A 23,935-nucleotide genomic window follows, 5' to 3' on the forward strand; every position below is an offset into this window, starting at 1 on the left:
GTCGGCGGCGCAGTCAGTGTGCCGCCGACATGTCGACCTTTGCCTTTGGCTTGGGGGCAAGCCAGATCACCGCTGCCGCGAAGGCAAAGATGCCGGCGCTCCACAGAGCAATCTTGTCGGTGGCCAGAGTCACCGCCTCCGACTGGACCAGCCTGTCGAGGATTATCCGTCCTTGGGCGGCACCGTAGCTGTCGAGCACTTTTCCTGGGTGCATCACGTTGACGAGCTCTGCACGCTGCAGCCGCGTCTGTGTCTCCCAAATTGTCTGCACGATGGAGGTAGCTATCGCGCCGGACAAAGTACGCATGAAGTTCTGGATGCCGGCAGCCGATGCGGTCTGGTCTGGCCGAACCGAACCAAGTGCGAGAAGTGTCGTGCCGATGAAGAAGAACGGCATGCCGATGCCCTGCAGGAACTGGGGAAGCGACAAGGTGAAAAAGTCCATCTGCGTGACCCAGCCGGTCCGCATCAGCGAAACCATCCCGAGCCAGATTACCCCGCCGCTCACCATCAGGCGAATGTCGAAACGGCTGCCGAATGCAGCAGCAACTGGGGACATCAGAACGGCCATGACGCCCACGAACGCCGTCGCATAGCCGGACCAGGTTGCGGTATATCCAAGGTTTGTCTGCAGGAAGAGCGGGATCAGCACGACTGACGAGAAGAACGCCGCGTAAGTCGAGCTTTGCGCGATAACGCCGATCGTGAAGCCGCGCTGTCGGAAAACCGACAAGTCGATGATCGGGTTGGCCTCTGTCAGTTCCCAGATGAGGAATGCGAGGAAAAACACAGCCGCGATCACGGCCAGCCAAACGATCAGGCCATTCGCGAACCAGTCAACCTCGCGTCCCTTGTCGAGCATGATCTGAAGCGCACCCACCCAGATCACGAGCAGCAACAGGCCCACGTAATCAACCGGGTTGCGCGTGGTCCCGGTCTCGTAGCGCCGCAGCAACTGCCACGCGAGCGTGACGCAGATCGCCACGACCGGCAGGTTGATGAAGAATATCCAGTGCCACGACCAATTGTCGGAAATCGTCCCGCCCAGGATCGGTCCCGCGATGGGTGCCACGACCGTGGTCATGCTCCACAGCCCCAGCGCGGCCGGCGCTTTTTCCTTCGGAAAGATTCGCAGCAAAAGGGTCTGTGACATCGGCATGATCGGCGCGCCGCAGAAGCCTTGGAAGACGCGAAACAGGATCAATGCTTCCAGGCTGGTGGAAAGACCACAGAGCAGCGAGAAGATACCAAAGCCGAGCACCGCCAGCATGAACACGCGGACTTCGCCAAAGCGGGATGCAATCCACCCTGACAAGGGGACGCAGATCGCCTCCGCAACCGAATAGGAGGTGATCGCCCAAGTGCCCTGCGTGGGGGCCACCGCGAGCGCCCCCGAAATGTGGGGAACCGAGACATTGGCGATGGTGATGTCGAGCACCACCATGAAGTTGGCAAGGGCCAGTGCTGCGCCGCCAAGGATCAGCTTGAACCCGCTCAGCGATTGCGTGTCCGACGACACGGGACTCACTCCGCCTTCGTGTCGATGGTAGCCGTCATCGACAGCCCGACCCGAAGCGGGTGATCCCTGAGCTGTGCTGGATCGAGCGCGATCCGCACCGGCACACGTTGCACGACCTTGATCCAGTTGCCCGTCGCGTTCTGTGCCGGAATGACCGAAAGCGCCGAGCCGGTGCCGCCTGAAAGACCAACGACCCGACCCTTGAAGACGACGTCCTCGCCGTAGAGATCGGAAACGAGATCCACAGGCTGGCCGGATTTGACCCCCTTCAGTTCGCCTTCCTTGAAGTTGGCATCGACATAAGCTTGCCCGACGGGGACGATGGTCATCAGCGTTGATCCCGCCTGAACCCGCTGACCGACCTGAACCGAGCGGGTCGTGATCACGCCGCCGATGGGCGCTCGGACAACCGTCCGGGCAAGGTCCAGCCTGGCCTTGTCGAGTTGCGCCTTTGCGGCGAGGACTTCGGGATTGTTTTCGACCGAAGTGCCATCGATCAGAGCTGCATTTGCGCCCTTCTGGCCTTGCGCAGATCCTCGCGCCGCCCGTGCCTGAACGAGCCCGGCCTTGGCTGCTGCCAGTGATCCACTGGCCGACGCAAAGGCGTTGCGCGCGCTGCTCAGCTCCTCGCCTGAAACTGCCCCGTCCTTGGCAAGGGACTCGCGCCGGGTCAGGTCGATGCGGGCACGTTCCACGTCTGCCACGGCAATCCTGACCTGCGCTTCCATCTTGCTGATATCGGCGGCCCGCTCTTCCACCTGGTTACCCAGCGCGGACGCGGTCGCGAATGTCTGGCGTACGCGGCGCAAGGCCTGCGCATAGTTTGCCTCGGCTTGGGCTAGGGCGATCTTTGCATCGCTGTCGTCGATCACGACCAGCACATCGCCCCTTTTGACCATCTGCGTATCAGAAACAGCGACCGCCTTTACCGAGCCGCCGACCTGCGGAGTGACCTGAGCGGTCTCGGCTCCGACGTAGGCATTGTCTGTTTCTACGTAGCGACCACCCGTGATCCACCGGTAGGTAAGTGTGATCCCACCCACGAGCGCAAGTGCAACAAAGAACATCGTAAACGCGCGCTTTCGCTTCGACGTGCCAAGAGCGGCATCGTGCGCGTCGCGATCTGTGGCGGGGTGGATCGAAGCAGGATCGATATCGGCCATGGAGCTCTCGACTGGATTGGTCATTGTGCAGAGAAACCGCCGCCAAGCGCGCGGATCAGTTGCACGTTGATGCTGAAGGAACGAGCCTCTGTCGCGGCCAGCTGCCGGCGTGCAGCAAGGAGCGAATCTTCGGCCAACAGAACTGACACGTAAGCGGACAGCCCACCTTGATACCGTCGCCGCGCCAGATCATACGCTTCGCGAGCAGCAGTCACGGCCTCCGTGGCGGCAGCAGCCTGACTTTCGATCGCTTGCTGCGAAGCAATCGCGTCGGCCACTTCATGAACTGCGCGAACGAGGGTTTCGTCATATTGGGCAACGGATTCATCGTAGTCGGCGCGGGCAATGCGATAGTTTCCTGACAGTCGGCCGCCCTCGAAGATCGGCAGGCTGATGCTTCCGGTCGCCTGGCCAATGTCCGAACCCGACGCCGTCAGGTTGCTCAATCCCAGCGATTGCACGCCCACCAGCGCCAGCAAGTTGATGTTCGGATAAAAGGCGGCGCGCGCCACCTTGATGCGTGCGGCTGCAGCTTCGACGCGGGCCTTTGCAGCAGCAATGTCTGCCCGGCGGGCGACAAGCTCCAGCGGCAGATTGGCTGGTATGGACACCGCATGGGGCACAGTGTCCGGCGGCGCGATCGTTGCGCCACGCTCGGGACCTGCGCCAAGGAGCGCCGCGAGCGCATTGCGGATCAGTTCGATCTGTTCATCGGCCGATGAGAGTTGGGCTTTCGCCGATGCGACCGCTGCATCCGCCTGACGCAGTTCAGCTCTTGTATCCAGCCCGTTTGCGACCCGGCGCCGGACTAGATCGGCACTTTCCTGCCGCAATCGCAAGGCATCGCGCGCCAATGCCTGATCAGCGCCGGCTCGGCCGAGATCGGCCCAGGTCGCGGCGACCGAAGTCGCCAAGGCAAGGCGGGCTGCCTCACTTTCGATCCTCGCGGCTAGCTGGTCGGCGTGTGCTGCGCGGAGGGCGGCCCGGTTCTTGCCGAAGAAGTCGATCTCGTAGGAAAGATCGAGGCTCGCTCGACCGGTCTGCTGCCAGCCCTGGGGCACGAACTGCCTTGGAAAGCCGTTGTTATAGCTCTGCTTTGACCACCCTGCGCTTCCTGATGCCGACGCCGTCGGCAATAAAGCGGCGCCCGCGGCTTGGGAGTAACCCTCGGCGCGACGGGCCCGGGCGTCGGCGGCGGCAAGGGTGGGCGAACCGCGAAGTGCCTCGTCGATAAGGGCGGCGAGTTGCGGGTCGCCGAATTGCGACCACCAATCGGCCTTGGGGAATTCGGCTTGTCCGCCGGGACTCAGTCCGCGGGTTACCGATGGCGCTGACCGCACTTCGGGTTTCGGACCGAGGTTGGGGACCGCCGCACAGCCGCCGAGGCACAGGGCGATCGCGGTCAGCGCGGTAGAGATGGACAGCGATTGTCCTCTGCTGGATCGCGATGTGGTCATGGGGACTCGCAAATTAGTGTACAGATCGGTCACTAATAGTGCGATGCCCGCTTGCTGCTATGGTGTCAAGCACCTTCTGTACGGGACGGTCACTAAATGACTGCAGTGTGCCCTGCCATGGCATTCAAGCTGGCCTGATCCATGTGGGCTTGGCGGGGAGGCACTTGGCCACGAAGCCACCGGTGCATCATCGATGCTGTCGTTATTCGTGATGGTCAGAACGCTGGAAGCGGAAAACGCGGGTGTTGTTTTGAACGGGAAGGAGCTGATCAGAACAACTCGATCTTGGCATCGGACGGCTGTATCGCTTCCTCACCCGCCAGCATCGTGCTGTAGACGTTGCGCTGGCTCTCCATCACGTAGCCATTCCGCTGATCCTCGAGCACCTCGAGAAGCGATCGCGCCGGTGGCGCGCCGCGATTGGCGCGCGCGACGAGATCTTCCAGCGCTCGCAAGGCATTGAACACCTGCTCCAGTCTCTGCCGCATGACGTCCTGGAATTGTAGATTGCCGAGAATGTCTGACAAGGTCGTGACAATTTCCCAATGGCCAGCGTCAAGCGTCTGGATAACGCGATCCAGGTCGGAACTGCTTTCGAGTATCCGATCCTGCGCCTGGCGCAACTCGTCTACCAAGCTGTCGAGCGTTTCCAGCCCGGCCTTCTTGCTCGGCATGGCAGCCGTGATCTGGTCGTGCATGCGTTCAGAAAATGCGTTGATGTCAACGCCCACGTCATGGGCGCTTTCCGCCGTCTGCTTGGCCAGCGACCTCATTTCCGCGGCGATCAACGCAAAGGCGCTCCCCGCGCCACCGCGATGCTGCGCCTCTACTGCAGCATTGACCGATAGAAAGAAGGCCTTGTCGGCAATCTTGGTGATCATGTCGACTGTGGAGCGCAGGCCCTGGAATTCATCGGCCAGTGTCTGCAATCCTGCGAAGTTTGCCTCGATCTGCTGGTCCCTTTCGGCCAGCATGGTCGCCAAGCGAGAAACGATTTCGCCCGGGACCTCGGTCGCGCGCATGATCGTATCCGCGCCCGCCAGCGTCGCGCGGATACGGTCCCTCTGCGACTGTGATGCCCGATCTACCGCCCGAACCTTGTCCACCACGGCCACGACGCCGTTTTCGACATCGTTCTGGATGCCTTCGATCTGGCCGCAGAGGGTTTCGACGAAGGGCTCGACTGCCTGCATGTCGGCAAGCACGGGCGGGGGGATGGCGAACGGGTCGTTAAGAAAGGCAAGCGAGGCGATCGGCGAGGCGTGTTCGACATCTGGAACCGTCTCGGCTTCGGTCGGTGCCTGTTCGTCGTTGCTCCGATCACGCATGAGCGTGACAGCAGCGCAAAGGCCGGCGGCAACCCCTGCAAGCGCCGAGGCACCGCCAAGTGCCGCCGCGATTCCGCCCACCATCACCAGAATGGCAAGGCGAGAACGCGGCAACAGCGCGATGCGGCGCATCGTCAAGATCAATCAGGCCGGGAGCACTTGCCGGATCACGCCGAGCAAGTCGGGACCGGAAATAGGTTTGACGAGCCAGCCGGTCGCACCGAGCCGGCGGCTTTCCTCGCGCTTGGTCCGCTCGCTTTCGGTGGTCAACGTCAGGATGGGCGTGAAGCGGCAGCCTGGAAGCCCACGCGCATTGCGAATGAAATCTAGCCCGCCCATGTTCGGCATGTTGATATCGGTGATGATGAGGTCGGGCTTCAGGCCGGCGGACAGGGCGCTTAGCGCGCGGGCCCCATCGGCGGCCGATTCCACGCGGAAGCCATTCATCTCTAGCGTCGCGCGGACGCTCATGATCATCGTCGGGGAGTCGTCGACGATCAGGATGGTCTTGTTCATGTTCCGGATTCCCCTCATTGATGGCGGGCCGGCGCGGACGAAGCGGGTGCTTCGCGGTGCACTGTCCAACACAATTTGTCCAACTTGCGCCAAGTCCCCTTGTGGCAATCGGCGCGACCACATCCGGTGGTCGACCCACCCCATGCGCCCGGAAGCTGAAAGGGACTATTGCGCAGCGCGCTTAAGGCGACACGAAAACGGCTCCGCGAGATTACGTAAGGGCGCTCGATTGGACAGCAGAGGTTGGACAAACGGATCGCCCCGTTCACGATTAGGTAGTGGGTCCTGGTCATGCCCGGAGGCATGGATGATTATGCGCCTGCAACCGTTCTATCGCTGAGCGACGTTGTCGCGATGACCGGTATGGGGGGCGACCTGCTACGAGCGTGGGAGCGACGTTACGGTTTTCCCATCCCTCTGCGGGATCGGCAGGGCCGCCGCGTCTATCCTGTGACCCAAGTCGACCGGCTGCAGTTGCTATGCCAACTGGTTAACGCAGGGCACCGTCCATCGCGTATCGCTGCGCTGCCTCAGCCACAGCTCGTAGCCCTGCTTCATGCCAGCCCCTTGGCCGTCACTGCCGGATCACCGCTCGTCGGCTATTCCGACGTCGTCGAGCAGCTGGTCGAAGCGCTCGCGCGCAACGATCTGGACGCACTTGCCCAAGGATTGAGGCGCGATCTGGCTTATCGAGGTGCGCGATCGTTCATCCTCGAAACTGCGGCACCGTTGACGACGGCAGTGGGCTGTGCCTGGCAGGTGGGACAGATATCGGTGCACCAGGAACACGCCTTTTCGCAAATTCTGCAGCATGTCCTGCGGACTGTCGTGTTGAATGCCGGGTCTGCCGCGGGGCCGAAATTCGTCCTGACCACAACGCCGGGAGAGGCGCACGGCCTTGGGATCTCCATGGCCGAAGCAATGATCGCGCTCGAAGGAGGATGTTGCCTTTCGCTTGGCTTGCAGACACCGCTCGAGGAAATTGCTGCAGCTGCGCTTGCGCACCAGGTGGAAGTTGTCGGGTTGTCGTTCTCGGCCTTCCATGCACCGCGCAGGGCCGCCCGGACGATTGAAGCACTTCGCAATCTGCTCGCGCCGACCGTTCGCTTGTGGGTGGGAGGCGGCTGTGCCGGGCTCGGTCACATTACAGGCGCCGGTGTCGAACGCTTTGCTAGCCTTGCAACAATCGGGGAAGCAGTTAGCGACCTGCAAACAAGACGCGCCGCCTGAGCTCTTAGAACAATTCGATCTTCGGGGCGGTTGCCGCAGCTTCGCCACGGTGTGCGGCGCGCTGCTGTTCCATGACGTAGTTTTCAAGGATCGAAGCAAGGCAGTTTGCGATCGAGCTGTCGGGGGGCGCATCATCATGGATGATAGCGTTCGAGAGCGAGACGAAGTGGTCGGAAATCATCGATAGCGCTCGGCTGACCTGTTCGAGCTGCTGCCGGGCGACGTCCTGGAACTGGATCGAACCGCAAAGCGTGTTAAGCGGGGTGCGCATTTCCTCTCCGCGCTGCTGAACCTGTCCGATTAGCTCGGCTTGGAACTGGTTAAGCAGGGCCATGTGCGAAGACAGCTTTTCGAAGCTGTCCTGAAGAGCCTTGGCCTTTGCGTCGTCGGAGTGTTTCTGGCTCGAAACCTTGTTCAGAAGATCCTCTCCGACCAGACGGTCCATCTCGGTCAGTTCGACGTTCAGGTTGTTGGCGAGCGAACCGGTCTGCGTTGCCAAAGCTCGGATTTCTTCGGCGATAACGTCGAGGCCCGTATTGCTGCCCAGGCTGGCTATGCGGATACGCGCGTTGATTGCGAGAAGATCGGTATAGCGCCGGATATCCTCGATCTCGTCGAGGTGCGCGCGCATCCTGTGTGACAACGCGCGCACGGTCGACAGGCTATGCCGGATTTCCGCCTGGGTTTCGCTGTGATTGCGGATCAGGTCGGCGATGACGGAACGGCCTGTAGACACGCTCAGCTGCAATGTGTCGCTCGCGTCCATCAGGGCATCGGACTGCATCGTGTCACTGACGTGCCGAACAAGCGAGGTGACGCTTCCCTCGATGTCGAGCGCCTGGCCCAGAATGTCTTCAGCAGCGCTCTGGGTCTCCGTGCAGACATTTGCGAGGTGATGCTGCATGATCTCCACGAAGCCAGCGTAGCTCTTCATCTCCTCGACCAGGGCCATCGTCTGCGGATGGATCCGGTGCAGTCGATTGTCTGGGGGATCGAGTTGGACGACGTTGCTCACGGTCAGCTCAGGCGGGATCACGATATCCAGCGGTTCCGGAGACGCGGGAAAGAGGTCGACCCGCGGCTCATCGTCGGGCGATTGCGGACCCCTTTTGCCGAAAAGGCGGGAGAGAAACGCAAGCACGGTCAGGACCCGGGAACCATCTGCTTGACGACCGCAAGCAGGTCTGTCGGTTGAACCGGCTTCACGATCCAGCCCGTTGCACCGGCGCTGCGCGCCTCCTGACGCTTGTCCAGCGAGGATTCGGTGGTTAACATGATGATCGGCGTGAATCTCGTCTGCGGAAGCTGTCGAAGGTTGCGGATCAAGTCGATCCCGCTCATCGCCGCCATGTTGAGGTCGGTAATGACGAGGTTCGGCTTGCCGCCGCCTTGCAGTGCCCGCAACGCATTTTCGCCGCTGTCAGCCTTCAGCACGCCGTAGCCGGCGCGCGTGAGGATTGCTTCCATGCTCATCAGGATCGTCGGGGAATCATCCACGATCATCACGGTCTTCATGACGGATCGGCCTTCTTGGCGCGCCGGGCGCGCGCAGGGGATTTCGGGTTTGAATTTGAGACGCGCGCGCGCGGCTTTCGGGGTTGCGCTGGTGCGGAAGTTTCCTGTTGGTTGGCGGGCATCGTGGTCGCTGGCAGGTGACCAAGCGAAGGCTTCAGCCAGCGCGCCAGCGTCGCGTCTGCCGGAGCTGAAGCAAGTCCTGGGGTCAGCGCCATCAAGGTCTGCAGGATTGCGCTGTGCATGTCTTCACATGCCGCAAGATCGACGGCGCGTGTGCGATCAGCCAGGAGCCATTCGGTAAGTTCGCCCGCTTCCTCGACGACGCACTGGCCGCTCAGCCGGGCGATCGTTCCTTCGAAGGCGATCGGCATCACAGGATCTCCTTGAGGTTGAGAACAAGCAAGACCCGGCCATCGCCCAGCACTGCGGTCCCTGAAAAGCCGCTGAGGTTCGCGAGGATGCCGGAAAACGGCTTGAGGATGATGTCCATGCCGGTGCCGAAGTCATCGATGACCATGCCGACGGTGGCATTGCCGACGCGCAGGATCAGGACGGATTCCAGCGCGGGGCGATGCCTCTCCATTCCCAGCATGTCCCGCAGGCGCGCAATGGGGATGACCTGATCGCGCAGCACCACCGCTTCCGACGCCTTCAGGCGGCGGATGGATCCGGGCTCGATACGGACCGTCTCGACCACCAGGTCCATCGGGACGCCATACAGCCGTCCTGCCATCTCCACTGTGAGAACGCGCGTGACCGCCATTGACAGCGGCAGCTTCAGCCGCACCGTCGTGCCTTCGCCGCTCCTGCTTTCCAGCGTCACGTGGCCGCCGAAGCGCTCTACCACGGCGCGCACTGCGTCCATGCCCACGCCACGACCGGAAAGGTCCGATACCGCCTCCGCCGTCGAAAAACCGGGCAAGAAGACGAGCTGCACCGCTTGGGCGTCCGACAGTTGCGTCACGCGCTCTGCATCCAGCAGGCCGCGTTCGACAGCTTTGCTCCGGACCTTGTCCGGATCGATACCGCGACCGTCGTCGATCACTTCGATCACCACGCTGTCGCCATCCTGGAATGCACGAAGCTTGAGCGTTGCGATCTCCGGCTTGCCCGCGATCGTCCGGACGCCTGCCTGCTCGATCCCATGGTCGAGACTATTGCGCAGGACGTGCGTCAACGGCTCGGCCAGCGCCTCGATGATGTTCTTGTCGGCCTCGGTGCTTTCGCCTTCGATCAGAAGGCGCACCTTCTTGTCCTGCTTGCGGGCAATATCGCGCACCAGCCTCGGAAAGCGCTTGAACAGGTCGGACACCGGCATCATCCGGATGTCCATCACCGCATTCTGCAGCTGGCGCGAAATCCGGTCGATGACCGCGTACTTGTCCTTGATCTCACGCGAAAGCTCACGGCTTCCAAAGCGCGTCTCGGCATCGCGAGCCAAAAACGGCAGCGCGTTCTTGGCAACGACGAGTTCGCCGACAAGGTTCATCAGGGTGTCAACCTTGCCCTGTTCGACCCGCAGCGTCCGTTCGCCGCTTGCCTCATGCCGTTCCAGCGCGATGTCGGATGCCGGGGTCTGCGTCAGGGCGTCGCTGCCGGCAGGCTTCGTCTGCGAAAGGAGATCCGCAATGGCCCGGCCCAACACGTCCGCGTCGGCCGGACCATCGTGAAGCGGACAAGGTACGTTCTGTGAGCGGCAAAGGTTTCGCAATGTCGTTTCGATGTCGCCAACCTGGCCATGCCGTCCGGGCAGCGCCAGCGCACGCTGCTGCGCCTCCAGAAGTTCTACAGCCAGCGGATCCAGGCCGCCCCTCATGTTTTCGCAGAAAGCCTCGTCCGGTTCGGCGAGCGACTTCGTTGCGGCGACGGTCAGAGCGATATTGTCCGGCACGTAGCGGAAGTGATGCTCGACCTCGGCCCGATTGGCATTGGAGACAATCCGGAAACGCAAGTTGCAGGCGAAGGGATCAAAGGCTTCGCGAGCGGGCCAAGGCGCCTGTGTCCCGATGTCCAGCCAGATCAACCCGGGTGTCGCAAGCGCGACGCGCAAAGGGTCCTCGCCGGCGAAGAAGCATCCTTCGTCCGGAGTATATTCGACAAGCACGGCGTCATCACTGCCGTCGCTCACCGCTGAAATAGCCTCGCCACTGGTGCGCGCCCATTCCGGCAGTTGGGCGCCTTCGTTCTCCGTCTGCCCGGCAGATGTCGCCGCCAGCTCGTTCTTGCGTCCAAGGCGTGCGCGATAGATCGACGCAAAGCTGCGCGCCTCTTCCATGGCTTCGGCCGGCAGCACGCCATCGGCACGAAACATCTCGTTCCAGCGGGCTACGCGGTCCAACCCGGCAAGCAACTGGTCGGTCAGTTCCGCATCGATCGAGAGTTCGCCCTCGCGCATGGCGCCAAGCAGGTCCTCACCTGCATGCACGAGGTGAATCAGCGCGGGCAGGTCGAACAGCCCCGCGGCGCCCTTGATCGAATGGACGCAGCGGAACAGCGCATTTATCGCCTCGGCATCCTCGGGATGCCGCTCCAGAATTAGAAGAGCGCTGTTCGCCTCTTCGAGAAGCGCACGCGTCTCCTCGACGAAGCTCGCCGCGAGATCGGCTGTCTCTGCAGCTCGCGCGGCTTCCTCAGCCGGGCTAAGCGGTTGGCTGGACCTCAGGGGCATGGCACACCTGTCATCAGGTTTACGGTTGCAAGAAACCGCGTGGGGTCAATCGGCTTGGTCAGATAGAAATTGGCGCCCGACTGGTAGGCTCGGGCGATATCCTCGCGGCCCTGTTCGGTGCTCATCATGACAGCGGGAATGGTCCGCAGATCGGCATGACGCCGCACTTCCGCGAGGAAGGCGTAACCGTCCATCTTTTGCATGTTTATGTCTACGACGAACAATTCGAAGCGCTGGTGCAGCGCTTGCTCAAGGCCCTCGAGCCCGTTGATCGCCTCGCTCACGGCATAGCCGGCGCGCTTCAGAAGTTGGGAGCAGTACAGGCGGACGGTCAGGGTGTCGTCGACGATCAGGATCCGCGCCTTTTGGGCGCCATCGGAAGTGGTCGAGTTGGCCTCGGCAGGCACGCGTTCGGTAGCAGTCATGGTCATGCGAGCGGCCTCTGATGGACCAGCGCTTCGGGGAACTTGCGCGGCAGGAAGATGGGCGAAATCCGGCTCATGCTCTCGGAATGACCGAGAGCCACGAAGCCGCCGGGGTTGAGCGCGTCGAAGAAGTTTTCGGCGGTCTGGCGGCGGGAAAGGTCGTCGAAGTAGATGAGCAGGTTGCGGCAGAAGATCACGTCGATCCCGCGCATCCGCGACATCTGCACCGGGTCACTCACGTTGACGATTCCGAAGTCGATCGAATCGCGCAGGTCCTCGACGACCTGCCAGCTTTCGCTATCGACCTTGCGGAAATAGGTATCGCGCACCCGCTGGGGTACCCGGTGAAGCGCGCGTGCTTGGTAGATGCCGTTGCGGGCCTTGCCCAGAGCGCGGGTGTCGATATCCGATGCAATGATCTCGATGTCGAAATCGCTGGCCCTGGGCCAGTTTTCCAGGATCGAGATCGCGATCGAGTACGGCTCTTCGCCGGTGGAGCAGGGCACTGACCAGATGCGGATGCGTTCGCGACGCGGATCCTTGCGGTTTGCGATCTCGTCCAGCATCCGCTTGGTCAGGCAGTTGAACTGGTAGTCCTCGCGGAAGAAATAGGTCTCGTTGACCGTCATCTCGTTGATCAGCGCCTGCATCTCGGCACCGCCGGGCTGGAACTTCACCAACGAGAGATATTCACGAAAGCTGCGGCACTCGTTCGCCGCCATGCGCTCTTCAAGCCTGCGATCGATGAAATAGCGTCGGCTGGCATCCATGCTGATGCCCGTCTTCTTGTAGAAGAAGTCGCAGAACACCGTGACGTCTTCTGCGGATATCCGCGCCGCGCCAAGGTCTGGGGCTGGGAAGCTCGCCACGTTTCAGGCCTCGTGCAGGCGCTGCAGCGCGGTCTCGACCGCGAAGGCCAGGAACGGCTCGTCAGGGAACCGGGCCGCGATCGCTTCGAGAGCGGGCACGGCATCTGGCAAACCTGTTCCTCCAAGCGCTTCGGCGAGGTTGGAGCAGACGTTGGGGTCCGTCTCGCTCGCTGCGAGGCTGAGGAGCCAGGCGCCAGCGGCGCTGTCCTGCAGTTCGCCGGCCAGCAGCACGGCAAAGATACGCACGTCCGGATCTTCATCGCGGCCGAGCGGTTCGAGCAGACCGCCGGCGTGGGTGGGCATCGAGGCGAGTGTTTCCAGCGCGCCATTGCGCAGGGCGGCATCCGCGTCAGACAGCATGACGGCAACGCCGTGCGCGGCCTTCTCGGAATTGAGCGAAGCGAGCGCCAGGAAGGCAGCCTGGCGGACGAGGTTATCGCCTTCCTCGCGCAGAAGCGCGACTAGCACGCTGACGCTCTCGGGGTCGCCATGAAGAGCCTGCACGGCGCGACGGCGCAGCATCGGATCGGGATGATCGAGCCGCGGTTCTTCTGCAGCGTCTGCCGCAGCAGGGATCGCAGAGCCGGAACGCGCTTTCAGGAGGCCCATGTCATACTCCCCGTGTTGGTGCGCATCGCGCGCATCCGCGCGAACGCCACTCGTTCCAGCCGGGCCGCGATCTGCGAACCGTGTAGGATTTCGCTCGCCCCGCCGCGTTCGACCAATGCCCGCGGCATGCCGTAAACCACGCAGCTGTCTTCGCTTTCGGCGATGGTGTGGCCGCCAAGCCGCCGCAATTCGGCCAGTTCCGCCGCGCCATCGTCGCCCATCCCGGTGAGCAGGACACCGATCAGGGAATCGGGAGTCAGCGTCTTCATGGCGCTCGCGACCATGCGACTGACGCTCGGGTGCCAGGTAAACTCGCGCGATGGCGGTGTGGTGGTGGCCATCAATCGGCCACCACGCTCGACCACCAGCATGTCCGCATCGCCGCGGGCAACGTAGATCGTGCCGGCTTCCAGCTCGGTCTGGCGGCGCAGTTCCTCCACCTGCAGCGCGCAGCAGCTGTTCAGCCGTTCCGCAAAGTGGCGCGTGACCGTTCCGGGCATGTGCTGGCAGACGAGCACCGGCATCGGATAGTCCGGGCTGAGACCACCAAGCAGGTCCTCGAGGATGGCCGGCCCGCCCGTGGAAGCGCCGATCAGCGTAAGCGCCTCGCTACCCGGGCCGTAGCTCGCCAGGTTTCGGCCGCGCAGGGGCGGCGGATTGCGCAGGATCGTCTCGCGCTTGGCGACAAGGCGCTGCCGCAGGCCATCGCTCCTCCGGACGCGCGCGCCGACGGCCGCCTTCACTTTGGCGATGATCAGGTCTTCCTGCTCTCGCAACGCGGTCGACACGGTCCCACCGGGCTTGTGCACGAAGTCGACCGCACCAAGCGCAATGGCCTCGAGCGTTGCCAGCGCGCCTTCCTCGGTTAGCGAGGAAATCATTACAACGGGCGCGGGACATTCCGACATGAGCCGGCTGAGGCAGGTAAGGCCGTCCATCTCGGGCATGTTGATGTCGAGCGTGACCACGTCAGGGCGCTCTTCGCGCGCACGCTCGAGCGCTTCAGCGCCCGTGCGTGCGGTCGTGACGGCAAAGCCGCCCCGCATAAGGATGTCTCCGATCTGGCGGCGCATCAGCGCGGAATCGTCAACGACTAAGGCTTTCATCGCGGCAGTCTCGTAACCTTTGGCCTCTCTCTTCCTGGGGGTGCTGGTCAGGCCGCCTCGGCTGCGGGAACGGCGGTTGCCAGCATCTGCTCGGCATCCAGCAGCAGGATCATCCGCCTTGCCTCAGGCAAGTTGGCGACGCGGCGGATCATCCGTCGCTGGCGGTCCGAGATTTCAGGTGCCGGCTTGATCAGGTCGCGTCGGATACGCATCACCTCGGACACGGAATCGACGATGAAGCCGGTCTGGACGCCGCCCATGGTGAAAACCACGATGCGCTGGCGGTCGTTGTCATCAAGTGCAGGAAGATTGAAGCGGGCGCGCTGGTCGATCAGCGGGATCACCGCGCCGCGCAGGTTCATCACTCCCCGGATATAGTCCTCGGTACGCGGCACTTTGGCGAGATCCTCGGGCACGCGGACGATTTCCTGCACAGCGGCGATGTCGACGCCGAATTCTTCGTCCATCAGGCGGAATACGACGAACTGTTCCTCTTCGCCGGTACCGCCGGCGGCACGTGCATGGCTCGTTGCAGAAATCGCCATCGTCTCTCCCCCTGCTGCCTCTATCGCGCTTTCGAGCGCTCCCTCGATCGCGCGCCGATCGAACATGGCTTCGGCCGACAGGATCGAGACCAGGCGCTTGCCGCCATCGAGACGGCAGATCGCGCTGAATTCGGACAAGTCGGCATTCTCGGCCAGCATCGGCGGCATCGCGTCTATCCCGCCGCGCCGAACGCGCAGGACCTCGTTCACGCGATCGAGGACCACGCCGACGATCAGGCCCCCATCGCCGACCGAGACAACCGCGACACGGTTGTGGTCGGCGCGCTCTGCAGCAGGCAGTCCGAACAGGCGGCGCAGGCAGACCACGGGCAGCAGGCGGTCACGCAGGCTGATCACGCCCATCACGCTTGGCGCGGCGCGGGGAACCCGGGTGACGTTTTCCGGGAGCTGTACGATTTCCCGCACGCTGTGGATTGGCAGCGCATATTCCTGGCCGGCTACCTCGAAGCTCACCAGCTGGATTTCGTCCTGCGCCGTATCGGTCGCTTCGGAATGCGCCACCCCCGCGTTGGCCGTGGCTCCGATATCGCTCGCCTCGCTCCGTGCCAACGCGAGCGCTTCGAATTCCTGTTCGATGAGGCGCCCGCTATCGAGGATCATGACAAGGCCGAGCTCGCCCTGATCCTTGATCACGCCACGCAGCAGTTCGGAACGAACGCTGGTTTCGACCGAGGCGGCATCCTCGATGCGGCTGGTCTCAATCGTCACGACGCTGACCACGCGATCGACGACAATGCCGATCGGCTGGCCGTGGTCGAGGATCACGACACGCGTGGCATCGTCGGGCGCAACAGGTTCGCTGCCGAACAGGCTACGCGTATTGACGATCGGCAGGACCGTCCCCCGAAGGTTGGTCAGACCTTCGAGACTTTCCGGCGCCAGCGGCACCCGCACCACGTCGGGCATGCGGATGATCTCCTTTACCTCGTCGAGCGAGACCGCAAACGTCTCTCCCTCCACGGTAAAGATGGTGAACTGTCGCGACGTCCGCAGGTCGCCCGGCGTCATGCTTTCCGGCGCCGGACCGGCCACTTCGCCGGGAACGATTTTTGACTGGTACATCGCTTGAGTCCTCGCGCCTTGGCGGGATGAGTGGGGGCGGCAGCCTGGCGCCGATCCTTGCGGATCAGGCGTTGGTCTGCAGCTCGTCCGCCATCGACGCGATTTCCTCGATCGCAACAGCCAGTTCCTCGGCACCCTGGCTCTGCTGCTTGGCTGCGCTTGCGGCCTGGGTGCTCGCCTGATCGGCCTGCGTGGCGGCCGCAGCAATCTGGTTGATGCCCGTCTGCACTTCGGTCACCTGTCGCAGCATTTCGCTGGCACTGGTCTGGATGGCGCGATTGCCCTGAAGCACTTCGGACATGTCGTCGGTCACGCGGGCGAGGTCTGCGGTAATGACCTTGTTCTTCTCGACCTCGTCGAGAGCTGCGCGGCTTATCTCGTCGAGATCGCGGGCAACATTGGCGATCTGCTCCTGGATCGTCTTGACCAGGTCCTTGATCCGATCGGCGTTCTCCGACGATTCCTCGGCAAGGTTGCGGATATCGTTGCTCACTACCGCGAACCCCTGGCCGAACTCGCCCGCGCGCGCGGCTTCGACCGATCCATTCACCGCCAGCATGTTGGTCTTGATACCGACCGTGGTGATCGCTTCGACAATCTTGTCGATGCGGCGCGATACCTGCCCAAGCTGCGTGACCTGGGCGCGCAGTCGCGTGTTGCCCTCTACCGATTCCGCCACCCCGCTGATCATTTCGTCGACTGACGCGCGGCTCTGCGCGATCAGCTGCGAAACGGCTTCACCGCGCTCCAGGCCCGCCGTTGCGGCCTCGCTCGATCGCTCGGCCCCCTTGCGGATCTGCTCCATGGCAGCCGCCGACTGGTTGGCCGCCGCAGCAGACGTCCGTGCGCCTCCCGAGATCTGGTCGATGGCCACCAGGATCTGGCTTGCCGACCGGTTGATTTCTTCGACGGCCGACGACAGCTCTTCCGCCGCTGACGCAACTTCCTCGGCACTTTTGCGCACGTCGGTCGAATTCTTCATGTCTTCGGCGATTTCGGACAGGTTCTGTGCCGTCTGATCGCTTTCGCGCAGCGCAGAGCCCTGCTGCTCGAGCGTCGCCAGGACTTCCTCGCACGCTGCCGACTGTTCGGCCGCGGCGCTCGAGATCGCTTCCGAACCCTTCTGCGCCTCTACCACCGCGGTTTCCGATTCCGCATTCAGGCGGGCGATGTCGCTTGCCCCGGCAAGGATAGCATCCATGTCCGCGCGCAGTTCGCCCAGGCGCTCGGTCACTTCGGCGCCCTTCTGCGCTTCGCTGCGCGCGCCTTCGGCCGAATGGAGGATGCCCTCGGCAATGACCTGCACTTCGGCCTGGATCTGCGCAACAAGTGACTGGATTTCGGTCGCGCTCTTTTCGGAGGTTTCCGCAAGCGTCCGCACTTCATCGGCGACGACGGCAAACCCCTTGCCATGCTCGCCCGCGCGGGCTGCCTCGATCGCGGCGTTCAGCGCTAGGAGGTTGGTCTGGTCCGCGATGCGCGCGACCGCCTTGACGATATCGCCGATGTTGGTCGCTTGGGCTTCGAGGTCGGCAACAGTCTTCACCGATGCGGCCTGACGCTCCGAAGCGGTTTCGAGCGCGCGGACCGAGGCGCCGATCTGGACGCGGTTTTCATCGAGCAGCTTCTGCAGGGCGCGGGTCTTGCCGAGCGACTGGTCGGCTGCCACGCGGCAATCGCGGACAAGGTTCGCGATCGCGCCGACATTGTTGAGCGACTGCTGGGCGGCGCTGGAGGCTTGCTCGGCACCGGCGGAAATCTGGGTCATCGCGGACTGGAGCAGGTCCAGCGCTTCGGAGGCTTCCGTCACCCCGCCGGCGAGCTGGATGCTGGCGGCGGCGATGCGCTCGGCTGCCTGCTGCTGGCGGGCGTATGTGCGAGCAGCGCGCTTGCGGGCATCGGCCTCGCGGCTGCTCGCCCCATCGCTTGCAGCCGCCGGACGCGCTTTCGGCGCGCGTCGTTCGGCGAGCGCCTGGTTCGCCAGCACGCCCTTGTCGGGGCCGGCGCCATTGAGGTTTTCCTTCTTAACCAGGGCCATCGCCATCTCTCCGTTGCGGACCTGCCGGCAAGAAGAGGATGGGACTCAGACGTCCCGGAAAGCCGGCTCGTCACGGAAAATGGCGCTGATGCCTTACCGTCCGCTCCCCGTCAGGACACAGGTTATCCCTAAGGGGAGTGCGGTGAAGAGATGCTAACCCTTTTTCCTGTTCAGGCGAAAGGGATCTCGAGCCCCGGATCCGCTTTGGCGAGCGCCGCGCGCGCCTTTGTCGTGTCGAGCACGCGCTGGATGTAGGCGCGGATATTCGGGAAGCTGGAAAGGTCCTTGGGCACGAACAACCGACCGGTCGTCAACGTGAAGAAGTTCATCATGTCCGCTGCCGTAAACTGCTCGCCAGCAAGGTAGGGAACCTTGCCCAAACGCTCCTCAAGCGAAGCCCACGCAGTGTCGCCCCGCGCGGTCAATGCTGCTACTTGCGCCCGATCAACGCCCAACATTGCGATGATGATCTCCACCAGCATCGCCGGTTGCACGGTGCCTGCTGCATAATGGAACCAGTAGAGGTAGTCGGCATAATTCGGTGCATCCGGCGCCACGGTCAGCCGCCCCGCACCGTACTTGCCGAGGATATATTCGAACACCGCCGCGCTTTCGGCGAGGGTTACGTCACCGTCCTGGATCGTTGGCGCTGTCCCTGCCGGATGCAGGGCCTTGTATTCGGCAGGGGCCAGCCGGGTAACGGAATCGCGAGCGTAGAACTTCAGTTCGTAGTCGAGGCCCAGTTCCTCGCACAGCCAGACGACCTTGTCCGACTGGCTCACTCCCAGGTGGTGGACGATCAGCATCGATTGCGTTCCTTTCGCGTGCCGGGTGTGGCCGGACATCTGGTGTTCAGTGCATCCCGCCGTCGCAGCGGATGATTGCGCCTGTGACGAAGCTCGACGCATCGCTTGCCAGCCACAAGGCGGTGCCGACGATTTCTTCCGGCCTGCCCGGACGGCCGAGCGCGTTGGCCGACGTTTCGCGCATTTCTTCGGGCCAGGCCTTGGCGATGTCGGTCAGGAAGGGGCCTGCGCTGATGGCGTTCACTCTCACGTTCGGGCCGTAACCATGCGACAGCGACACGGTCATTGCGTTCAGCGCGGCCTTTGCGCCGCCATAGGGAATGGTGTTCGGGGCGGGGACCAATGCCCCGCTGGACGAAGTAACGATGATCGTGCCGCCCCGTCCCATCTTCATCCGATGCCCGATTTCGGCACAGAGCCGGAACGGGCCCTTGAAGTTGAGGTTCATGACGCTGTCGAACAACGCCTCGGTCACGTCTTGCGGAGGCACGGCCGGCGACATTCCGGCATTGGCGACAAGGATGTCGATCTGGCCGAACGCGGCGTAAGCCTGCTCGATCAGGCTGTTGACGTCATCCCAGCGTCCGGCGTGGACCGCGATGGCCGCCGAGCGCCGCCCTTTCCCACGAATTTCGTCGGCGACTTCGTTACAGGCCTCGATCTTGCGACTGGCAATGATCACATCTGCACCGGCATCGGCAAAGGCAAGAGCCATCTGCCGGCCGAGGCCCCGCGATCCGCCGGTGATCAATGCCACTTTGCCCGACAGGTCGAACAGGCCGGGATGCGACATCGCGCTCATCAGGCAGAAACTCCCCTTCTGGCGCCCGTCCAGAAAGGGAGCGGCCAGCTTGTTACTTGGTTGGACAAGTAGCGTGCATGGCGATCGGCATCAACCCGCCGCAGCCGGTGCGAACTTGTGTGTGTAGACTTCGTTGAAAACAATTAGTCCATCCTGCAGGCGGCAGTGGTCGAACCCGCGCATGCGGATCGCTTCCGCGCCCGTGCCAAAGTCCATGTACCAGCGACCGATGAAGCCGCCATCGATGGCCTGAACCCATTCGGGCGCATAGTCCCACGCAGGCACTGCTGCGAACAGCCCTGCAAGGTAGGCGCGCAGGGCTTCCTTCCCCTTCAGCCCGGCCGGCACCCCTTCGTCGTAATACTCGATATCCTCGTGATAGAACGAGAGTACGCCCTCCACCGACTTCGCTGTCCACTGTTCCAGCCACCGCCGGTTGAAATCCTCGATATCCATGAGCCTGTCTCCCTTTCACGCTCAGCCGCGCTGGATGCCTTCGACGATGTGACCCTCTCGGTCGGTGAACATGGCATAGCTGATGCCAAGCTGATCGAGCCGCGTGATCGGCGTGGTGGTCTTGCCGCCATTGGCCTCCACGCGGCCGGCAAATGCGGACAGATCGTCGGTATCGAACACGAGGATCGCTTCGCCCGTGCCAGGCGAGGTGTCATCGGTCAGGATAACCAGGCCAGCGCCCTTGCCGTCGGCCGAGGCCATGATCACTTCGGTCATCGGTCCGGCCGAGAACCGTCCTGTTTCCTTGAAGCCGCACACGGCGGCGTAGAAGGCCACTGATGCCTCCAGATCAGCCACCACAAGCTTCGTCATCGTCAATCTTGTCACGCATCTCTCCCGAACTGGTCGATTCTGACCACTAATTCATGGTGGAAGGCATTATCAGCGTTGACAACACAATTCGCCCGCAGGACCTTGGCACCAATCAAGGCAGGCCGCGCAGATGGCCGCCGCTTTGGAGTGGAGCTGAAATGGCGACCCTTGCCCGGGCGGATGCGCCCCCTCGAGATCTTTGCGCGGAAAAGCAGCAGCTTGCAGAAGAGGGCTTTTGCGTCGTGCCCGATGTGCTGCCGCTGGGTGAAGTCGCCGAAGTCGTTCGCCGCCTCTATCGTGCGGCGGAGGCGAGCGAGCGCAATGGTGTGGCCACCTACATGCCGATCCTCGATCCCAACGCAGCCAATGTGCGCGTGTTCTATCTTCTCGAACATGACGAAGTGTTCCGCGATCTGATCCGGCACCCTTTGGCGGTCGAACTAGTTCAGGCGTTGCTGGGGCAGGAATTCCTGATTTCGAACTTTACTGCCAACATCGCCCGGCCCGGCTCGGGATCGATGTTCCTTCATTCCGACCAGTCGCTCGTCGTGCCCGAGCCCTGGCTCGAACCATGGGCAATCAACATCATCTGGTGCCTGTCCGACGTGCATTTCGAAAATGGCGGCACCTTGCACATCAAGGGCAGCCACAGGTGGCGTACCCGCGCAGACGTGCCCGACAATGCGCAGGACCTTCTGCAATCCTTCGTTGCCCCGGCGGGGTCGATCGTGGCGATGGATGGTCGCATGTGGCACACGTCGGGCGCGAACATCACCAAGGATGAGGAGCGACCGCTGCTCTTTGGCTATTACACCAAGCCGTTCCTGCGGCCCCAGGTGAACTGGAACGTTGCGCTTAGCCATGAAACCCAGGCTTCGCTCGATGAGCGCATGCAGATCTGGCTGGGGCTCGGCCTGACCGCCAATACCGGCATTGTCGATGGACATGTCAATCGGCAGTCCGGGAACGGGGGCCGTTCGTGAGCGCCGCCCTCGAAACCGCGCGTCCCGTCGTCTTGCCAGAACCGACGCGTGATCTTGCCCAAGGGCTGCGCAACATCGCCGAACACGGCCTTACGCTGGTTCCCGACGTCCTGACCGGCGACGCCCTGAAATCCGCCCGCGACGCCTTGTATCGTGCGGCCGCATCCGACAGGGCCAGGGGGCGCGAGCAGAAGTTCTCGCTCGACTACGGCCACGATGACAGCAACCAGCGCGTGTGGAACGTGCTCAGCCGCGATCCGGTGTTCGAGGACTTGGCGTTCCATCCCATCGCCATCGAATATGTCCGCGCTCTGCTTGGATGGCCCGCGCTGCTCGGAAATCTCTCTGCCAACATCACCGGGCCGGGCGGGGGCGAAATGATCCTCCACGCCGACCAGATCTTCGTGCCCGAACCTTGGTCGGTCGAACCGCAAGGCATGAACGTGGCGTGGTGTCTCGACGAATTTACCGAGGAAAACGGCGGCACGCGCTTCGTGCCGGGCAGCCACAAGCTCAACCGCGCGCCGCGACCCGATGAGGCCGAAGTCGAGACGGCGGCGATCGTTGCCCCTGCGGGCTCGATCGCGATCTTTGAAAGCCGTGTCTGGCACAAGACCGGTCACAATCGCACGTCTGACCAGACCCGTGCGGGTGTCTTTGCCTGGTATACCAAGCCAATCTATCGCCAGCAGGAGAACTGGGCCCTGTCACTGCGCCCCGAGACGCGCCAGTTCGCCAGCGATGACGCGCTGACCTTGCTCGGTTTCAAGACGGAAGGGCTGGGCCTGGTCAACGGAAGGTCGCCCGACTGACCTTTTGCGCCTGGCCGGGTGCACCGCCGTCAGTGAACCTGCCGCTCCATTCCTTCCCAATAGGGAGCGCGCAGCGCCCGGCGAAGGATCTTGCCCGAGGCATTGCGCGGCAGCGTCTCGATCACGTCGACGCCCTTTGGGACCTTGAACCCGGCGAGCCGTTCGCGCGTCCAGGCGATTACGCTTGCCGGCTCGATGCTGTGGCCGGGGCGGGGGACGCAGACCGCCTTGACTGCTTCACCCCACTTCTCGTCCGGGACGCCGATCACCGCGACTTCTGCAACGTCAGGATGACCGTAGATGGCGCTCTCGACTTGCGCCGGATAAACATTCTCTCCGCCCGAAATGATCATGTCCTTGATCCGGTCCTGGATGTGAACATAGCCATCGGCATCGAGCGATCCCGCATCGCCCGTCGCCAGCCAGCCATCATCGGTCAACGTCGCGCGGGTTGCCTGCGGGAGTTTCCAGTAACAGATCATGTTGTTGGTCGAACGCGTCTGGATCTCGCCGACTTCGCCGGCATCCAGGACCCGCCCATCTTCGCCGACGATCCGCACCTCGACGCCGGGCAGGGGCCGCCCCGCAGAGCGCATCCGCGCATTGCCCTCGGGACTATGATCCTCGGGCGGCAATGTGCAGAACGTGCCCGCAGTCTCGGTCATGCCATAGGCCTGAACGAAGCCTGCATCAAACATCGCAATACATTCGCGCAGCAGCTCGAGTGGGATTGGGCTTGCTCCGTACACGATATAACGGATGCGGCTGAAATCCACGCGTGCACAATCGGGATGGCGTAGCAGCATCTGCAGCGCAGCGGGCACGATGAAGAAGCGTGTCACGCCCTTCTGCTCAACCGCGTCGAACACTTCGCGCGGGTCGAATTCGGCGAGGATCACCGCCGGGAGCCCCGCCGCTAGCGCATTCACGCCAAGCCCGGTCCCGCCGATGTGGGCGCACGGCATGGTGACAAGGATCGCCTCGTCATCGTCGAAGGCCTGGTGCGGCTCCTGCCCTTCATGCTGCTTGCGCAACCCGAACAGGTTCATGTTGGACAGCACCGCACCCTTGGGATTGCCGGTCGTGCCGGAGGTGTACAGTTGCAGCACCGGATCATGGGGCCCGGCGGGCGCAAAGACTGCGGGCCTCGCAGCGGCGATCCGTGCGCGCGCTTCGCTTGCGGTAAGACAGGCGTGGGTGTCAGCCGCTGTTTTGAAAGGTTCGACGAGGTGGTCGAAGCCGTCGCCCAGAAATACCGCCCGGGCCTCGGCATTTTCGGCAATCCAGGTTGCCTCGGCAGTTGCAAGCCGCCAGCCGATGGGGACCATCACGACACCGGCGCGTGCTGCCGCGTAGAACAGCGAGAAGTACAGCGTGCAGTTCTTGCCGATCCAGGCAATTCGATCGCCCTTGCCAATGCCGAGGTCCGCCAGCACACCCGCGATCCGCGCCGTCGTCTCCTCGAGCTGCGCGAAATCCAGCGTCCTGTCGGGCCCGTCGAGCGCGATGCGCTGCGGCCGGTCGGCCGCCCAAAAGCGGATGAACCCGTCGAATGTGAACAGATGCGCCGTTCGTGCGACCGTATCCGTCGCCGCGCGGGCGATCGTGCCTTGTTTCATCCCAGTCCCCTGCA

At 63.1% G+C, this 23,935-nt stretch carries 23 protein-coding genes and 1 pseudogene; 3 read left to right on the top strand and 21 right to left on the bottom strand.

Annotation, left to right across the window (positions count from 1 at the left end):
* Positions 1-13: 13 nt before the first annotated feature.
* The 5 genes from AACH40_RS06410 to AACH40_RS06430 form a co-directional block, all read right to left on the bottom strand.
* The gene (locus AACH40_RS06410) at positions 14-1,444 is read right to left on the bottom strand and encodes a DHA2 family efflux MFS transporter permease subunit (protein WP_338644884.1); all 1,431 of its coding nucleotides are present in this window, start codon (positions 1,442-1,444) and stop codon (positions 14-16) included.
* Between the two features lie 80 nt (positions 1,445-1,524).
* Complete coding sequence (locus AACH40_RS06415) at positions 1,525-2,682, bottom strand: biotin/lipoyl-binding protein (RefSeq protein WP_338644886.1); 1,158 nt, start codon at positions 2,680-2,682, stop codon at positions 1,525-1,527.
* A gap of 20 nt (positions 2,683-2,702) precedes the next feature.
* Positions 2,703-4,172, bottom strand: coding sequence for an efflux transporter outer membrane subunit (locus tag AACH40_RS06420; RefSeq protein WP_338644888.1), 1,470 nt, complete (start codon positions 4,170-4,172; stop codon positions 2,703-2,705).
* Between the two features lie 236 nt (positions 4,173-4,408).
* Complete coding sequence (locus tag AACH40_RS06425) at positions 4,409-5,344, bottom strand: methyl-accepting chemotaxis protein (RefSeq protein ID WP_338644892.1); 936 nt, start codon at positions 5,342-5,344, stop codon at positions 4,409-4,411.
* 267 nt (positions 5,345-5,611) lie between these two features.
* Positions 5,612-5,983: a response regulator gene (locus AACH40_RS06430; RefSeq protein WP_169492733.1), complete on the bottom strand. Its 372-nt coding sequence runs from the start codon at positions 5,981-5,983 to the stop codon at positions 5,612-5,614.
* Positions 5,984-6,286: 303 nt separating this feature from the next.
* Here AACH40_RS06430 and AACH40_RS06435 point away from each other — a divergent pair, with 303 nt between their 5' ends.
* On the top strand, positions 6,287-7,213 hold the full coding sequence (locus tag AACH40_RS06435) for a MerR family transcriptional regulator (protein ID WP_338644894.1): 927 nt from the start codon (positions 6,287-6,289) through the stop codon (positions 7,211-7,213).
* 4 nt (positions 7,214-7,217) lie between these two features.
* On the opposite strand, the gene AACH40_RS06440 is transcribed toward AACH40_RS06435, so the two are convergent.
* The 15 genes and pseudogenes from AACH40_RS06440 to AACH40_RS06505 form a co-directional block, all read right to left on the bottom strand.
* The gene (locus AACH40_RS06440; RefSeq protein WP_338644896.1) at positions 7,218-8,354 is read right to left on the bottom strand and encodes a methyl-accepting chemotaxis protein; all 1,137 of its coding nucleotides are present in this window, start codon (positions 8,352-8,354) and stop codon (positions 7,218-7,220) included.
* 2 nt (positions 8,355-8,356) lie between these two features.
* Complete coding sequence (locus AACH40_RS06445; protein ID WP_338644898.1) at positions 8,357-8,728, bottom strand: response regulator; 372 nt, start codon at positions 8,726-8,728, stop codon at positions 8,357-8,359.
* Positions 8,725-9,099, bottom strand: a complete 375-nt coding sequence (locus tag AACH40_RS06450) for a hypothetical protein (protein ID WP_338644900.1) — start codon at positions 9,097-9,099, stop codon at positions 8,725-8,727. Before AACH40_RS06450 ends, AACH40_RS06445 begins: the two co-directional genes overlap by 4 nt.
* Positions 9,099-11,396 carry a chemotaxis protein CheA gene (locus AACH40_RS06455; RefSeq protein WP_338644902.1) on the bottom strand — a complete coding sequence of 766 codons (2,298 nt, stop codon included), beginning with the start codon at positions 11,394-11,396 and terminating at the stop codon, positions 9,099-9,101. The genes AACH40_RS06450 and AACH40_RS06455 overlap by 1 nt, the downstream gene beginning before the upstream one ends.
* Positions 11,387-11,827, bottom strand: a complete 441-nt coding sequence (locus AACH40_RS06460; RefSeq protein WP_338644904.1) for a response regulator — start codon at positions 11,825-11,827, stop codon at positions 11,387-11,389. Before AACH40_RS06460 ends, AACH40_RS06455 begins: the two co-directional genes overlap by 10 nt.
* A complete protein-coding gene (locus AACH40_RS06465) occupies positions 11,824-12,690 on the bottom strand; it encodes a protein-glutamate O-methyltransferase CheR (protein ID WP_338114847.1) in 867 nt (288 codons plus the stop codon). Before AACH40_RS06465 ends, AACH40_RS06460 begins: the two co-directional genes overlap by 4 nt.
* A 3-nt stretch (positions 12,691-12,693) precedes the next feature.
* A complete protein-coding gene (locus tag AACH40_RS06470; protein WP_169492738.1) occupies positions 12,694-13,299 on the bottom strand; it encodes a HEAT repeat domain-containing protein in 606 nt (201 codons plus the stop codon).
* Positions 13,287-14,405, bottom strand: coding sequence for a chemotaxis-specific protein-glutamate methyltransferase CheB (gene cheB, locus AACH40_RS06475; RefSeq protein ID WP_338644907.1), 1,119 nt, complete (start codon positions 14,403-14,405; stop codon positions 13,287-13,289). Before cheB ends, AACH40_RS06470 begins: the two co-directional genes overlap by 13 nt.
* A 47-nt stretch (positions 14,406-14,452) precedes the next feature.
* Positions 14,453-16,033, bottom strand: a complete 1,581-nt coding sequence (locus AACH40_RS06480) for a chemotaxis protein CheW (RefSeq protein ID WP_338644909.1) — start codon at positions 16,031-16,033, stop codon at positions 14,453-14,455.
* 64 nt (positions 16,034-16,097) lie between these two features.
* Complete coding sequence (locus tag AACH40_RS18895) at positions 16,098-17,015, bottom strand: methyl-accepting chemotaxis protein (protein ID WP_422394900.1); 918 nt, start codon at positions 17,013-17,015, stop codon at positions 16,098-16,100.
* Between the two features lie 162 nt (positions 17,016-17,177).
* Positions 17,178-18,077, bottom strand: a pseudogene (locus AACH40_RS18900) (methyl-accepting chemotaxis protein); the annotation flags it as partial.
* Between the two features lie 164 nt (positions 18,078-18,241).
* Entirely contained in the window at positions 18,242-18,877 is a 636-nt protein-coding gene (locus tag AACH40_RS06490) for a glutathione S-transferase family protein (RefSeq protein ID WP_338644914.1), read from the bottom strand.
* A 46-nt stretch (positions 18,878-18,923) separates the two neighbouring features.
* Positions 18,924-19,679 (bottom strand): SDR family oxidoreductase, encoded by a 756-nt coding sequence (locus AACH40_RS06495; protein ID WP_338644916.1) that lies wholly within the window; start codon positions 19,677-19,679, stop codon positions 18,924-18,926.
* 90 nt (positions 19,680-19,769) lie between these two features.
* Entirely contained in the window at positions 19,770-20,135 is a 366-nt protein-coding gene (locus AACH40_RS06500; protein ID WP_338644918.1) for a nuclear transport factor 2 family protein, read from the bottom strand.
* A gap of 21 nt (positions 20,136-20,156) precedes the next feature.
* Positions 20,157-20,507: a VOC family protein gene (locus AACH40_RS06505; RefSeq protein ID WP_169492744.1), complete on the bottom strand. Its 351-nt coding sequence runs from the start codon at positions 20,505-20,507 to the stop codon at positions 20,157-20,159.
* 158 nt (positions 20,508-20,665) lie between these two features.
* On the opposite strand from AACH40_RS06505, the gene AACH40_RS06510 reads away from it, so the two are divergent.
* Positions 20,666-21,490, top strand: a complete 825-nt coding sequence (locus tag AACH40_RS06510; RefSeq protein ID WP_338644920.1) for a phytanoyl-CoA dioxygenase family protein — start codon at positions 20,666-20,668, stop codon at positions 21,488-21,490.
* Positions 21,487-22,302 carry a phytanoyl-CoA dioxygenase family protein gene (locus tag AACH40_RS06515; RefSeq protein WP_338644922.1) on the top strand — a complete coding sequence of 272 codons (816 nt, stop codon included), beginning with the start codon at positions 21,487-21,489 and terminating at the stop codon, positions 22,300-22,302. Before AACH40_RS06510 ends, AACH40_RS06515 begins: the two co-directional genes overlap by 4 nt.
* A 29-nt stretch (positions 22,303-22,331) precedes the next feature.
* Here the strand turns inward: AACH40_RS06515 and AACH40_RS06520 are convergent, their stop codons facing one another.
* Complete coding sequence (locus tag AACH40_RS06520; RefSeq protein WP_338644924.1) at positions 22,332-23,921, bottom strand: fatty acid--CoA ligase; 1,590 nt, start codon at positions 23,919-23,921, stop codon at positions 22,332-22,334.
* Positions 23,922-23,935 lie beyond the last annotated feature (14 nt).

This window comes from Novosphingobium olei (assembly GCF_037076535.1).
Taxonomy (GTDB): Bacteria; Pseudomonadota; Alphaproteobacteria; order Sphingomonadales; family Sphingomonadaceae; genus Novosphingobium; species Novosphingobium olei.

Excerpts from the sequence above, each read along its gene's own strand:
- AACH40_RS06410 (WP_338644884.1), bottom strand. The coding sequence starts at position 1,444 with ATGGTGGTGCTCGACATCACCATCGCCAATGTCTCGGTTCCCCACATT.
- AACH40_RS06415 (WP_338644886.1), bottom strand. The coding sequence starts at position 2,682 with ATGGCCGATATCGATCCTGCTTCGATCCACCCCGCCACAGATCGCGAC.
- AACH40_RS06430 (WP_169492733.1), bottom strand. The coding sequence starts at position 5,983 with ATGAACAAGACCATCCTGATCGTCGACGACTCCCCGACGATGATCATG.
- AACH40_RS06435 (WP_338644894.1), top strand. The coding sequence starts at position 6,287 with ATGGATGATTATGCGCCTGCAACCGTTCTATCGCTGAGCGACGTTGTC.
- AACH40_RS06445 (WP_338644898.1), bottom strand. The coding sequence starts at position 8,728 with ATGAAGACCGTGATGATCGTGGATGATTCCCCGACGATCCTGATGAGC.
- AACH40_RS06450 (WP_338644900.1), bottom strand. The coding sequence starts at position 9,099 with ATGCCGATCGCCTTCGAAGGAACGATCGCCCGGCTGAGCGGCCAGTGC.
- AACH40_RS06455 (WP_338644902.1), bottom strand. The coding sequence starts at position 11,396 with ATGCCCCTGAGGTCCAGCCAACCGCTTAGCCCGGCTGAGGAAGCCGCG.
- AACH40_RS06460 (WP_338644904.1), bottom strand. The coding sequence starts at position 11,827 with ATGACCATGACTGCTACCGAACGCGTGCCTGCCGAGGCCAACTCGACC.
- AACH40_RS06470 (WP_169492738.1), bottom strand. The coding sequence starts at position 13,299 with ATGGGCCTCCTGAAAGCGCGTTCCGGCTCTGCGATCCCTGCTGCGGCA.
- cheB (WP_338644907.1), bottom strand. The coding sequence starts at position 14,405 with ATGAAAGCCTTAGTCGTTGACGATTCCGCGCTGATGCGCCGCCAGATC.
- AACH40_RS06480 (WP_338644909.1), bottom strand. The coding sequence starts at position 16,033 with ATGTACCAGTCAAAAATCGTTCCCGGCGAAGTGGCCGGTCCGGCGCCG.
- AACH40_RS18895 (WP_422394900.1), bottom strand. The coding sequence starts at position 17,015 with ATGAAGAATTCGACCGACGTGCGCAAAAGTGCCGAGGAAGTTGCGTCA.
- AACH40_RS06490 (WP_338644914.1), bottom strand. The coding sequence starts at position 18,877 with ATGCTGATCGTCCACCACCTGGGAGTGAGCCAGTCGGACAAGGTCGTC.
- AACH40_RS06495 (WP_338644916.1), bottom strand. The coding sequence starts at position 19,679 with ATGAGCGCGATGTCGCATCCCGGCCTGTTCGACCTGTCGGGCAAAGTG.
- AACH40_RS06500 (WP_338644918.1), bottom strand. The coding sequence starts at position 20,135 with ATGGATATCGAGGATTTCAACCGGCGGTGGCTGGAACAGTGGACAGCG.
- AACH40_RS06505 (WP_169492744.1), bottom strand. The coding sequence starts at position 20,507 with ATGACGAAGCTTGTGGTGGCTGATCTGGAGGCATCAGTGGCCTTCTAC.
- AACH40_RS06510 (WP_338644920.1), top strand. The coding sequence starts at position 20,666 with ATGGCGACCCTTGCCCGGGCGGATGCGCCCCCTCGAGATCTTTGCGCG.
- AACH40_RS06520 (WP_338644924.1), bottom strand. The coding sequence starts at position 23,921 with ATGAAACAAGGCACGATCGCCCGCGCGGCGACGGATACGGTCGCACGA.